General features: G+C 30.4%; 10 protein-coding genes and 1 riboswitch. Of the genes, 4 read left to right on the top strand and 6 right to left on the bottom strand.

Annotated elements, in window-relative coordinates:
• Window positions 1–44: 44 nt before the first annotated feature.
• From LN42_RS08915 to LN42_RS08905, 3 genes are read right to left on the bottom strand one after another with little or no spacing between them, the layout of a single operon-like run.
• Entirely contained in the window at window positions 45–710 is a 666-nt protein-coding gene (locus LN42_RS08915) for a HesA/MoeB/ThiF family protein (RefSeq protein ID WP_075780710.1), read from the bottom strand.
• Between the two features lie 14 nt (window positions 711–724).
• On the bottom strand, window positions 725–2,038 hold the full coding sequence (locus LN42_RS08910; protein WP_075780709.1) for a hypothetical protein: 1,314 nt from the start codon (window positions 2,036–2,038) through the stop codon (window positions 725–727).
• A complete protein-coding gene (locus tag LN42_RS08905) occupies window positions 2,035–2,895 on the bottom strand; it encodes a DMT family transporter (protein ID WP_075780708.1) in 861 nt (286 codons plus the stop codon). Before LN42_RS08905 ends, LN42_RS08910 begins: the two co-directional genes overlap by 4 nt.
• Window positions 2,896–3,057: 162 nt before the next feature.
• Between LN42_RS08905 and LN42_RS08900 the strand changes: the two genes are divergently transcribed.
• The 3 genes from LN42_RS08900 (at window position 3,058) to LN42_RS08890 (ending at window position 5,777) form a co-directional block, all read left to right on the top strand.
• Window positions 3,058–3,864, top strand: a complete 807-nt coding sequence (locus LN42_RS08900) for a type I phosphomannose isomerase catalytic subunit (protein WP_014297183.1) — start codon at window positions 3,058–3,060, stop codon at window positions 3,862–3,864.
• Entirely contained in the window at window positions 3,861–4,484 is a 624-nt protein-coding gene (locus tag LN42_RS08895) for a CoA pyrophosphatase (RefSeq protein ID WP_075780707.1), read from the top strand. Before LN42_RS08900 ends, LN42_RS08895 begins: the two co-directional genes overlap by 4 nt.
• A 63-nt stretch (window positions 4,485–4,547) precedes the next feature.
• Window positions 4,548–5,777 (top strand): HAMP domain-containing sensor histidine kinase, encoded by a 1,230-nt coding sequence (locus LN42_RS08890; protein ID WP_075780706.1) that lies wholly within the window; start codon window positions 4,548–4,550, stop codon window positions 5,775–5,777.
• A 23-nt stretch (window positions 5,778–5,800) separates the two neighbouring features.
• On the opposite strand, the gene LN42_RS08885 is transcribed toward LN42_RS08890, so the two are convergent.
• Window positions 5,801–7,246, bottom strand: coding sequence for a radical SAM protein (locus LN42_RS08885; protein WP_014297180.1), 1,446 nt, complete (start codon window positions 7,244–7,246; stop codon window positions 5,801–5,803).
• 12 nt (window positions 7,247–7,258) lie between these two features.
• Entirely contained in the window at window positions 7,259–7,834 is a 576-nt protein-coding gene (locus LN42_RS08880) for a TetR/AcrR family transcriptional regulator (RefSeq protein WP_014297179.1), read from the bottom strand.
• Between the two features lie 271 nt (window positions 7,835–8,105).
• A riboswitch (TPP riboswitch) is annotated at window positions 8,106–8,216 on the top strand.
• A gap of 73 nt (window positions 8,217–8,289) precedes the next feature.
• Between LN42_RS08880 and LN42_RS08875 the strand changes: the two genes are divergently transcribed.
• Window positions 8,290–9,261: a thiamine ABC transporter substrate binding subunit gene (locus LN42_RS08875; RefSeq protein ID WP_075780818.1), complete on the top strand. Its 972-nt coding sequence runs from the start codon at window positions 8,290–8,292 to the stop codon at window positions 9,259–9,261.
• A 44-nt stretch (window positions 9,262–9,305) separates the two neighbouring features.
• Here LN42_RS08875 and LN42_RS08870 read toward each other — a convergent pair whose 3' ends face one another.
• Window positions 9,306–14,042 (bottom strand): DNA-directed RNA polymerase subunit beta', encoded by a 4,737-nt coding sequence (locus tag LN42_RS08870; protein WP_014297177.1) that lies wholly within the window; start codon window positions 14,040–14,042, stop codon window positions 9,306–9,308.

Below are 14,042 nucleotides of genomic sequence, written 5' to 3'. Positions count from 1 at the left end.
TATAATAAAAAACTTAATAAACTAGCCTTTCCGTTTTGGAAAGGCTAGTTTATTTCTATTATATCAAATGTATTATATTTTAAATCCATTATCATTAATTTGTTTATAAGTACGTTTTCATAATCTCCTGTGATAATTTTTATGGCTTCACTTACCTGAATTGAAGCTATTATGGACACTGCATATGGAACAACATATTTTGTTTCTCCTGTATCTTCAATATCTCCAAAGATTTCAAATAGTCGCTTTGTTTTCCCGGGAATAATATCTGTTACCTGCCCATAATCCCCTTCCACACCACCATGAATATAAGGAATATTTTTTTCAAATGCTCTTTTATCAATTATTTTACGACCTTCAAAGTTATCCAGACAATCTATTATTATATCTACATCAGGGAATTTAGTGTCTTCTGTTATTTTTTCATCATATATATAATACTTTACTTCTGGATTGATTTTTTCTAACTTTTCTTTTGCAGCAATAACCTTCTTTTTTCCAATATCTTCAATATCGTATAATATCTGTCTATTTAGATCAGGTTCATCGAGAATTCCATTGTCATATATATGTATTTTCTTTACACCTAATCTTGAAATTTGCATTAAAACGTTACTTCCTAAACCTCCTGCACCACAAACCATAATACTTGAGTTTCTTATTTTTTCAAAATCTCTTCCAAATAGGATTTCATGTCGATTATATCTCAAAGGTTTTCACCTCTTTAAAATTGAAAGTTAATAATGAAATACATAGAAAAAGAGTTAATATTCTCATTTACTCCTTTCTGTGGTTTCCAGTATAAATCATCAACTAATGCTATTTTATTTATATATTTAGTGTATTTATAATCTGTTCCTAAAAGAATGTTTGAAGTTAGCTGATATTTTAATTGTGTTTCAAAGCTATACATATATTCTTTTACTTTTTCTTCTAAAAAATGTGTTCCAGGAATATAATTAGATTCTTCATGCCATGGATCATGTGGCGATTTTGAACCGGATATTACATATTCTCCACTGGCTTTCAACCATAATTTATCAAATGTATTTTCGTACTCTAATAATGTGGATAATGAATCCTCACCATATAAATATCCAATATAATTGTCCTTGTAATCTATAATTCCGCCAGGATATACAGACGCTGGGTATTGCGTATATTCATATGGTTTTGGAAGCCTTTCATATGTGTATTTTGTTGCACCAGCATTATAAATACCAAACTTTCCAGAATTAGTCCTGATATTTAATCCCGTGGACCATGCAACCTTATCGGGATTTTGATATGAGTCTGGATCAAAATATCTATTCATATTTAAGTCATCAGCAAGAACCTGAAGGAAATATTTATATTTTTGATTATCGTATTCCATGAATAATCCCACAATAGAATTGTCGTTTACATATTCTCCCCAGGGTGCAATCATTGAATTTTTATAAGCCTGAATAATAGGCACAGGAAATGGTGAAAATAGATAATAGATATCTACAGTTCTATCTGTATATATAACAGAATCTTCATAACCAATTTTAAAATTGCCAAATTTTATCCCAAAGGTTTTAAAATTCATTCCTCTATCTGGATAACCGTATTTCGAATATTCATTTAATGGTACCCAGAAGGCCCTATAAAAGGCGTTGTCATTTTCAAATGATAGTTCTATATTGGTTTTATAAATATTTTGATTTATAAATAATGCATATTTTGAATCTATTGTATCTTTTAACTGGCTCTGACCAACTCTTAAATAAAAATCTTTATTAAAATAAACCTTTAAATATCCCTGCTGTATTAAGAAATAATGGTTTAGTATAAAGGATGAATGGTCTGTAAATACATATTTTCCATCTTTTCTTACCGGAAAGTCTATAATTGCTTCAAAGTTGTCTGAATAATATCCACCAATTAGTTGAAGATAATCGCTTGTAGCTGAATTGGTAATTGTATAATCTGCAATAAAGTTAAAGGAAAAGTTAGCAAAACCGTTAAAAGATACTAAAAGTATAGCTATAAGTATTAATACTATTTTTTTCATATTTCTTCTTCAACTCCTTTTTCAATATAATTCTCTTTATTTGTTTTTCTGGTAAAGTTTAATGATGCAATTACAAGAGCTATAATGAGTATTATTCCGCCTATTATTTGTGTTGACGTCATTCTTTCGTGCAATATTATAAATGATGATAGCATTGCAAATATTGGTTCTCCAATAAATATAAATGCTGTGGTATTGGTGGAAACAACTTTTTGATATTTTAATTGTACAAGTGTTGCAAATATTGTAGCAAGAACTGCTGTAAACAATGCTGTGCCAATCATAGGAAGAGTTATATGAATGGGTTTTGTTAATGATAATGCACCATTTAATACTGCAACAAATAAGAATTGATATCCAAGTAATGATGTTTCTTTTTCTATCTTTGAATACTTTGTAATATATACCATTGATAATGCAAAGAATATTGCGCATAATAATGTGAGAAAATCGCCAAAATTAAATCCTGAAATTCCTCCTGATAATAGATAAGAACCTGTAATTGCAAAAGGTAATGCTATAATATGGTTTAAATGCGCTTTTTCTTTTTCTACAAGATACGAAAAAAATGGAACCATGATTATATATAATGATGTTATAAATCCGCTTTTTGAAGCTGTTGTTAAGGTTAGTCCTACTGTCTGTGTAATATATCCAAGAGCAATGAATATTCCTATTATCATACCGTATTTAAAGTTTTGCTTTTTCCAGATTAGAAATGAAAGCAATGATGCTATTGCAAATCTTAAGGTTAAAAAGATATAAACATCATTTTCTCCAACTGTCATTTTTATTAGAGGAAATGTACTTCCCCAGATGAAGGTTACAAATAGCAATAAAAAGTATGCTTTTAACATATAACTCCTCCTGTTTTATTGTTTGTTTTTCAAATTATTTTATATGATAAATTATATCATATGATACACTTTTTTATAAGAGATTTTACCGCATGAGTAATTTTTTTTATGATATAATATTATTATGTAGTAATAAAAATTATATTATGAAGGGTGATTTATATGTTTGATGAAATATTAAAGTCAAAACCTATTTTTGTTGAAAAGGTATGGGGTGATTTTTCTTTAAATAAAGATTTTAATATTGAAAATATGGATAAAATAGGAGAAGTATGGTTATTCTCCGGATTTGAGGGTTATGAAACGGAACTTTATGGTATGGAATCAAATAATTCTTATGGAAAGCCTTCTGAATATATAAAAGATATTTTTGGAATGGAATTACCTCGTATTCCGTTATTGTTAAAGTTAATATCAACCACTCAATGGCTTTCAATTCAGGTTCATCCAGATGATGATATTGCAAGAAACGCTGAAAATGAACCATGGGGAAAGACTGAAGCATGGTATTTTTTAAATGAAAAGAATGAAATTTTTATTTCTAATGATGTTGAGAAAAATAAAAAAGCTATTGAATCTGAAAATTGGGATGAAGTTTTTAAACCAACTATACTTAATAAAAATGATTTATTATTTATTCCAGCAGGAGTTGTTCATACACTTGGTCCAGATTCAAAATTGCTTGAAATTCAACAAACTTCAAATCTTACATATAGATTATATGATTGGGGAAGGCCAAGGGAAATTCATGTTGAAAAAGGTAAAAATGCTTTGAAGAATTGTCCATTTGTAATTGCTAATTCACCAAAAGAATTTAAAACGCAATATTTTACTATATTTGAAAAAGATAATGGTGAAACTATTAAAGGACCTGGAATTTTTGTGGAATTTGAAACATATGAAACATTTATAATTCCTTTTAATTTAGAATATACAACAAAAAAGAAAGGACTATTCTTTACATTATGAATATAGAAAAGATCAAAAATATTTATAAAGATTATAAACCAGATTTGATTTCTGAATTTAAACGATTTGCTGTAACAATACCTCTTGTGGAAATAGATAATGAGGTAAATATTGTTTTTGAAATTCGTGCAGATCATTTACCTCAACCTCGCGAGGTAAGTTTGCCAGGAGGCGCTGTTGAAAAAGGTGAAGAAATATATGATGCTGCTTTAAGAGAATTAAATGAAGAATTGGGGATTAAAAAAGAAAAGGTGAATTTTATTTCTCAACTTGATTATTTTACTACACCTTTTAATTTTGTTATATATCCATTTCTTATAGAAATTAAAGATTTTGATATTTCTGATATTCGACCTAATGAAGAAGTGAAAGAGTACTTTTTTGTTCCTTTAAAATTTTTCTTAAATAATGAACCATTGAAGTATAAGGTAAATATAAAAATGGAACCACCAGAAGATTATCCTTATCATTTAATTCCAAATGGCAAGAATTATAATTGGAGAAAGGGATATTATAAAACACTTTTTTATCTTTACGAAAACAAAATTATATGGGGCTTAACAGCAAGAATTATAGATGATTTTAAAAATACATTGAAAATTTTTTCATTAACATTTTGATTATGAAAAAAGATATGTTATAATTTTAAAATGTGTGAGTTTTTATACAGGGGGGCACCTAACATGGACTGCGAAAACGATATTTTATCTAATTTTGAGTTAATGGCAGAACTTTCTTCACAATTAACCGGTGAAGAAAATGAAAAGGAATTTATGAAAAAATTATTGTCTGTTGCTATTAAAAGTATCCCTGAAGCTGAAGCCGGGACAATCTGGCTTATAGATAATACATTATATAAGGCCGTTGTTGGTTATAATTACGATGAAGATATTGTTGAAAAACTTATAGTTCCTCTTGAAGATTCATATATTTATAGATATATGGATGTTCAGGATATTATCGAAATCGATGCATTTAAGGAATTTAAGAATCCATCGAGAATTTTCCATGAAAATGTAAAACAATTACATGAAAAACATGAAAATATGATTACCCTTGCTTATCCTTTAAAGGTTGGAGATGAAATTAAAGGGCATATATATGTTGATAATTTCAGACTTAAAAAGTTCAGTGAAACTGCTAAAAAATCTTTAAAAATATTTGGAAGTTTTGCCTCAACGTTTTTAACTTTAAAATCTCTTCGTGATGAGGAAAAGAAAGCAAATGAAATGAACAGTGTATATTTAAGTTTTATTACACATGAGGTTAGAACACCTTTAACTGCTATTTTAGGGTATTCTGAAAGTATTTTAAGGGGAAAGGATAATTTAACAACAGAAGAAATTTTCGATCTTGTAAAACGTATTTATCTCAGCTCAAAACATATGAACTCCCTTATTTCTGATTTATCAACCTTTAATAAATTAAATAGAGAAGAAGAAATGAACTTTACTGAGGTTCATTTGAAATTCCTTGTTTATGAGTCAATATCTATTGTTGAGCCACAACTTTCACCAGAAGTGGAATTAAATATTAAATTTGAAAATAATATCCCTGAGATGATAGAAACCGATCCATTAAAGATGAAGCAAATACTTGTAAATATCGTTGGAAATGCTATAAAATATACTGACGAGGGATATGTAAATGTTCATATTTCATTTGATAATAAAACAAAAGAGTTTGTTATTGTGGTAAAAGATACAGGTCCTGGAATTCCAGAAGACAAACTTAATGATATATTCAAACCATTTGTTAGATTGGCTAAAAATAAACCCGGTAGTGGTTTAGGTCTGGCAATTGTAAAACGTTTAATCGAAAAACTAATGGGAAGGATTCATGTTGAATCTGAAGTTGGAAAAGGTACAACTATTGAATTGAGATTCCCACAAAAAATAACAGCTGAGGTTTAAATACCTCAGCTGTTTTTTATTTATTATGCTTTTTTATCAAGAGCAAGTTTTTCTTCGTTATCTGCATATCTTCTCATACGTGTTTCATAATTATATATACCTCTTTTTGCTGGATATTTTTCTGCATATCCCTTTTCATACCATAACTTATCCGCATATTCTTTCCAGCCTTCTGCAAGTTTATCAAGTTCTGGTGCCAATTCTGTTATGACTTTTTCGCTTCCTGAATGCTGTGGAATTGCATTGAATTTCTTTACCATTGATCTTAATACTCGTGGATTGTCTATAATTGGACATGGTCTAAAGAGATTGTTTGAATATGGTATTGTTCTCTTATATGCTTCAAAGAATGGTGATTTTAATATTTCTATAATGCTCTTTTCTCTAATGCTATCTACTGCAAATTGCTGGAATACACATGGTTCTACATAACCTTTTGCATTAATATGCAAATATTTTGAACCAGCTGCTAAACAACCATGAGTTAAGAATCCGTGATTCCAGAAGTCTGCAACAAATGCAAAGTCTCCATTAAGTCTCTTTTCTTCTGTTATAAGGAATCTTTCATATCTCTGTTCTGGTGTAGGAACAAGATCCATTGTTGGATCCATTCCAACAGGCATAAACTGGAATATCCATGCATATGCAACATTGTGCTCTTTTAAGAAGTTCCAGAATTCATCGCTTGTAATTAGGTCATGATTCTTTCTTGTTGCAGTAATTGAAGCTCCATATATTACTCCATGTTTGGTTAATAATTCCCATGCATTTAATACTTTTTTGAATACACCTTTTCCTCTTCTCCAATCTGTCATTTCTTCAAAGCCTTCAACAGATACGGATAATGTTGCATTTCCAAGTTCTGCAAGTCTTTTTGCTTTTTCTTCATCTATTAATGTACCGTTTGTATAAATCATGAAATATGAGTCATTAAATTCTTCAAGAACATCGAATAAGTAAGGATAAATAAATGGTTCACCGCCGGTAATTATGAAGAAGTATATTCCAAGATCATTGAATTGTCTTATTACGCTAAATATTTCTTCCTTTGAAAGTTGATATTTATGACCATAAAGTCCTGCATAACAACCTACACATCTTAAATTACATGCATACGTTGGACTTATAACAGCAAGTTTTGGAAGAACAACTTCATATTCATGCATTTTTTCCTGCCTTACCTTTTCACCAACTGCAAATTCATTGATAATAAGATTGTTTATTATCTTTTCTACAACTTTTGGACTGGCTTTTTTGAATAACTCTGACCATTTTACAAGCATTGGATCTTTTCTTTCAGCGCCTTCGGCAAGTTTCCTTAAACCGCTTTTTGTTGGTTCTTTTGCAAATTTTTCCAGTGTTCTCAATAATTTTGCAAGATCTTCAACCTCTGAGTTTCTAACAACATTTGTTACCAATTTTGAAGCCTGTTTCATCATCATGTTTTTCATATTATCAAGGATTTTCATAAAATCCCTCCTTTATGAAATTATTTTTCCTATTATATATTCAAAAGCTTCACATAATTCCCCTTCTTTAAACTCAACTCCAACAGATTTATATATACTTATACCATCAAACATAGCCTGTAAAACAACTGCAGCGGTTTTTGACGGCACAAATTCTTCCCACATTTCAAATAGTTGAGAATAATATTCATGAAATAAATTGGTTAATTCTTTAGCTCTATTTTTATTATGTATAGAATTAATTAATATCTCAAATAATCTTAATAAATCATCTGATGGAAATTCTTTTAATACTTTCACATATAATTTTATTACTGCACGTGCTTTTTCTTCTTTTGAAGTATTTTCAGGAATCATAATTTCAAGTGATTTTTTTAACCTTTCAACAAGTATGGAAAATGCCGTTATTATTAATGAATCTTTGCTATCAAAATATAGATATAATGTTCCTTTTGATACTCCAGCCTCTTTTGCTACTTCATCCATGGTAAAACTGGACAATCCCTTTTTTATTATTAAATTAAGAGCTTTTTCTGCTATGCTTTTTCTTTTAGCTTCTTTATAATTTTCTTTACGGTCATTATTCATATTACCACCTCATACATGACTGACTGTTCGGTCAATATTATTATAATACTTTTTTCATTTTGTTTCAATTATGACATAAAAAGTCATAAAACTGAACGGTCAATTTACTATTACCTTAAAAATAGAGATATCCGATATTTTATATATCAAAAAACTGACTGACTATACAGTCAAATATTTCAAGAAAAATTAACCTTTATGTTTCTAAAAATTATTAATTTATACAGTTTTTTAGTAATTGATGAGTATAATAAAATTGTAAGTTAATACAGTAACCCGCCGGGGGAGCTGCTGATACCGCAGCTGAGATTAAGGTGGAAGCCTTAGACCCCAGCACCTGATCCGGGTAATACCGGCGTAGGGAGTGCGGTAAAAAGGATAATTCAATCACGCCTTCCATGCCGGAAGGCGTTTTTTCTTTTAAAAATTATAATTTATTATTTGGAGGTGAGTGCATGAAAAAGGGTATTGTTTTTTTAAGTGTTTTATTATTATATTCTTGGCTATTTGCAAAAAGTCTAACTGTTTATGTTTATGACAGTTTGGACTGGATTAAGAAAGGGGTTATTCAGAAATTTGAAAATATGTATAACGTAGATGTAAATGTTGTTGTTCTTGGAGACGGGGGAACTTTGCTTTCACGACTTAAACTTGAAAAGAAAAATCCAAAGGCTGATGTAGTTATTGGTCTTGATCAGTCGCTTTCTGTGTTGGCCATTAATGAAGATCTGGTAATGCCATATAAACCTTTAAATATTTCAAAGATAAAAGATGACTTAATCTATGATAAAAGTTATCATTTAATTCCATATGATTATGGTGCAATTGCTATTGTTTATGATCCAGAAAAATTAAAATCCGTTCCTAAAAGTTTTGAAGATTTAACAAAGTTAAAAAAGAAATTGATTATTCAGGATCCACGAACTTCCAGTACAGGTCAGGCATTTTTGTTATGGACAATAGCAGTATATAAAGATCAATGGAAAGATTTCTGGAAAAGGTTAAAACCAGCAATACTAACAGTTACACCAGGTTGGGGAGAAGCCTTTGCAAAATTTGAAGCTGGTGAAGCGCCTATGATGGTAAGTTATGCTACAGATGGCGCTTATTCATATTATTATTATAAGAGCACCAAGTATAAAGCTTTTATTCCTCAAGAGGGAGCTTATATACAAATAGAAGGCGCTGGTATTGTAAAAGGAACAAAGAATCCTGAGCTTGCAAAAAGATTTATTGAATTCTTATTGTTTGATGATTTTCAAAAAGAAGTGCCTTTAAATCAGTGGATGTTCCCGGTAACTAACGTAAAACTTCCTGAAGCATTTAAGTATGCTCTTGTTCCTGAAAAGGTTTTAACAATAGATTCAGAAGAATTGAACAAGAATCTTGAAAATTGGTTAGATGAATGGGAAGAAATTATGTATTAATTACAAAAAAGGCTCGGAAAAATCCGAGCCTTTTTTATTATCTATTATGATGCTGCGCTTTCGCTTTCATCTGTTTTTGTATCTTCTGTTGGATATGTTGGTAATTCGAATATTGAGATTTCTGATTCTAAGAATGCTTTTAATCCTGTTCCAGCTGGAATTGGCTGTCCAACTATAACATTTTCTTTTAATCCCAATAAGTAGTCTTCTCTTCCTTCTAATGCTGCTTCTGTTAATACCTGAACTGTTTGCTGGAATGATGCTGCACCTAACCAACCTTCTCTTTCAAGAGATGATTTTGTTATTCTTAAAAGTTTTCTTTCGTATCTTGCTGGTTCTTTTGGCGCAATTAATAATGTTTCTTTTTCTCCAACAAGCCTAATTTCTTCATCTTCATTTTCGAGTAATTGAGGTTCTGATTTGAATACTTCAATTTCTTTTATTCCAGCTGCAATTATTCTATTTAATAATTCTTCTGTTACTGTATCTCCTATTTCTCCTATTGTTTCATTCTCTTCATCAACTTTTACAATGATTTTTTCTGCTAATTTTTTACCTATTGCCATTTCTCTGTTTTCTTCAACCTTTTTATTTGCTTCATAGATTTGTTTGTTTACCTTTTCAACTGTTTTGAGGTTTACAAGGTCTTTTGGCATAAAGTCTGTATCTCCAGCATATGTTATTTCAACTTTGTTGAACATTTGTTTGATTATTATTTCAAAGTGTTTATCGTGAATTTCAACACCCTGTTCAGCATATATCTTTTTAATTTCTTTTAATAGGTAATCAAAGGTTACTTCCGCACCAAGCTCTTCAAGTAATCTTCTTGGTTTTATATTACCTGAAGTTAATCTGTAGCCAGGTTCAACCTTGTCACCTTCATTTACTGTTGGTTTAACCTTAGGATCTGCTATATATGTATATAGTTCTCCTTTTAGATCTTCAACAATAATTACAAGTCTTCCTTTTTCATCTCTGTTCACTTTTCTTACTATACCTTTTACTGTTGAGAATTCTGCTTCAGGACCTTTTAAGTTCTTTCTTGCTTCAAATAATTCTTCTGCTCTTGGAAGACCCTGGGTAATATCACCTGCTGTAGCAATACCCCCTGTATGGAATGTTCTCATTGTAAGCTGTGTTCCAGGTTCACCTATAGACTGTGCTGCTATGATACCTACAGATTCACCTATATTTACTATTTTGTGGTTTGAAAGATCCATACCATAACATTTAGCACAAACACCATGTTCTGCCTCACAGGTTAAGATTGATCTTACATAGATTGAAGGTCTTACCTCTATTGTTTCTATATTATATCTTTCTAATTTTCTTGCTGTATCAGCATCAATTTTTTCCTGATAATTTGCAAGTGTGATAATCTTTCCGTTTTCATCTTCAACTTTAATTGCATCACCTACATGAACGAAATTAACTACTTTATATTCTTTTACATCAACTTCTTTTATATTATGCTGTTTTAATGAAACTATTATATCATTGTCTATTACTGTTCCTTTTGCATATAATAATTCTCCATCAACAAGGACATCACTATTGAGAATATTGTATAAGTAAAGATTGATTTTATCTACGCTTAATTTTTCATGTACTTCATAAACAGGAATTGTTGATCTGTAATTTGCAAGGAATTCTGCATCTTCTTCATCTAACATTACATCTTTTACATATTTCTTTCCTGTTGTTGGATTTACAATTATTTCATCTGTTACAGGGTCTACAACATCTGATGCAAGTACTCTACCAAAGAGATAATCTGCAAGTTTTTCTATTCTCAATCCGTCTGCTATTAATTCTCTTGCTTCTATACCCTTTGATGTTCCACAATCTGGTTCTGTTACTGTAATTGATTGTGCAACGTCTACAAGTCTTCTTGTAAGGTAACCTGCTGTAGATGTTCTTAATGCTGTATCTGCAGAACCTTTTCTAGCTCCGTGTGTTGAAATAAAGAATTCAAGTTCAGAAAGACCATTTCTAAAGTTTGATTTAATAGGTAACTCAATAACTTTACCTGATGGATCAGCCATAAGACCCCTCATACCTGCAAGCTGTTTTAACTGGTCAATGTTACCCCTTGCACCGGAGTCAACCATCATCCATACAGGATTAAATGGATATTTTCTAAATTCTTTACTTGTTACTTCTGTAACGTCCGCTATTGTCTTTTCCCAGACTTTAACTACTTCTTTATATCTTTGATCATCTGTAAGGTAACCTTCTTCATAATACTTTTCAATTTCCATAACTATTTGTTCTGACTTTTTGATAATTTCTATTCTTTCTTTTGGTTCTACTATATCCCTTACAGATATTGTTAATCCTGATAATGTTGCATAGTGGAATCCTAAGAATTTAATATCATCAAGCAAGTCTGCTGTTCTGTCAATTCCATGGTATTTAAATGTATCGAATATAAGATTTTTGATTTCTTTTTTCTTGTATATTTTGTTGAAATCTGGATTAAATCTTCCAATTGGTTCTGGCAATATTTCCTTGAAGATCAATCTTCCAACTGTTGTCTTGATTAATTTTCCGTCAAGATACAATCCAATTGGTTCATGGAGTATGAGTGTTGGTTTTTCCCATCTCAATTCATTATCTTCAACAACTATTTCATTTTTTATTACCTTTTCATATTCATGAACGTATAATGCGTGTAATTCATCATTAAATAAATATTTTATTGTGTCTTTATTTTCAAAGTCTTTTATATTTGAAGGTAATTTTCTTGATTCAAAGTATTTTGGATCAACTGTTGTAAGGTAATATGCACCAGCTATCATATCTTTACCTGGCATGGATATTGGTTTTCCATTTGCAGGTGATATGATATTGTATCTTGATAACATCAAGAATTTAGCTTCAGCTTGAGCTATATTTGAAAGCGGTACGTGTACAGCCATCTGGTCTCCGTCAAAGTCTGCGTTAAATGGAGGACATACCAATGGATGTAACTGTATTGAATTACCTTCAATTAATCTTGGGATAAATGCCTGAATTGAAATTCTATGCAATGTAGGTGCCCTGTTTAATAATACAGGATGACCTTTTATTACTTCTTCAAGCATTTCCCATGCTTCTGGCATTTCCTTTTCAATAATTGTTTTCTTTAATTTTCTTGCGTTTTTACTTGATGCATTTGAATCTTTAAGTAATTTATTGAGAACAAACGGCTTGAATAATTCCATTGCCATTTTCTTTGGAAGACCACATTCATGGATTTTTAATTCAGGACCAACAACAATAACAGCCCTTCCTGAGTAATCCACACGTTTTCCAAGAAGATTTCTTCTGAATCTTCCTTTTTTACCTTTAATTAAATCTGTCAATGATCTTAAAGGCCTTCCACTTCTATCTGTCATAGCTTTTCCAACACGGCCATTATAGATTAATGAATCTACTGCCTGCTGGAGAATTCTCTTTTCATTTCTAACAATTATTTCTGGTGCTTCTATTTCAAATAATTTTTGTAATCTGTTATTTCTATTGATAACTCTTCTGTATAAGTCGTTTAAGTCTGTAGCTGCAAATCTTCCACCATCTATTTGAATTAATGGTCTGATATCTGGCGGAACTACTGGCAATGCTTCTATAATCATCCATTCAGGTTTATTACCTGATTTTAAGAAGTCTTTTACAACCTTTAATCTTTTTAATAATTTTAAAGCTTTTGCGCTTTTCTTGTCTAATTTTGATAACTCTGATTCAAGCTGAATCTTTAATTCATGTAAATCTAAACTTCTAAGAAGCTTCTTTATTGCTTCTCCACCATAATCAGCTGTTATTCTGTCATGATATAACTCTTTATATGCTTCATATTCTTCCTGTAATAATGTGCTACCTATACCTTTTCCAATTTCTTCCTGAATTTCAGGATCAATTTCTGTAATTACAAGTATAGGTGTATCTCTTTCTATATCTCTTTCTATTTCTATTGCTGATGGATAGAATTGTTCAAATATTAAATATTCGCTTGCTGTTAATATTTCTTCTTCATATAAGAATGTATCTGCAAGTTGTGTTCCTTCTTCTACTTCTTCACCATCTTCTACGTATAATGTTGCACCTTCAAAGATTGGCCATTTTTCTTCTACACCGTTTTCATCTTTTATTTTAACCCATGTGATTTCATGTTTTGTCTGTGTAAGTTCTGTTTCAATGCTTACTACACCGGATCTTTTAGCAACAGGCTTTTCTTTTACATGTAATACTTTTACTGCCTGTTCAACATCAAAATCCATTTTTTCTTTAAATATTTCATACTCTGTATTATGGAGAAGATCTCCATAATCGAACATATCTGTGTCTTTTGGATCTGTAATAAGCCATATTTTTTCTACTACCCTTTTTGATCCGTAGTAGATTATGTTTTCCAATTCTTTTACAGGTATATTTAATAATATTGATAAAATAGATGGAGATGATTTTAAGAACCAGATATGTACTACAGGAGCAGCTAATTCAATATGCCCCATTTTTCTTCTTCTGGCTTCTTTTGACTCTACTCTAACTCCACACTTTTCACATACTGTTCCTTCATACTTTTTACCTTTATATCTTCCACAGTTACATTCGTAATCCTTTACAGGACCAAATATTTTTTCACAGAAAAGTCCATCTCTTTCTGGTTTAAATGTTCTGTGATTAATAGTTTCTGGTTTTTTTACTTCACCAAATGACCATTCTCTAATTCTTTCTGGTGAAGCTATACCTACCTTTATTTTTGCGATTTTCCTTTTGAAAGAAGAAGTCATTTTACCCAT

The organism is Marinitoga sp. 1137 (assembly GCF_001941525.1).
Classification (GTDB): Bacteria; Thermotogota; Thermotogae; order Petrotogales; family Petrotogaceae; genus Marinitoga; species Marinitoga piezophila.
This window is presented reverse-complemented; position numbering and strand designations above follow the sequence as displayed.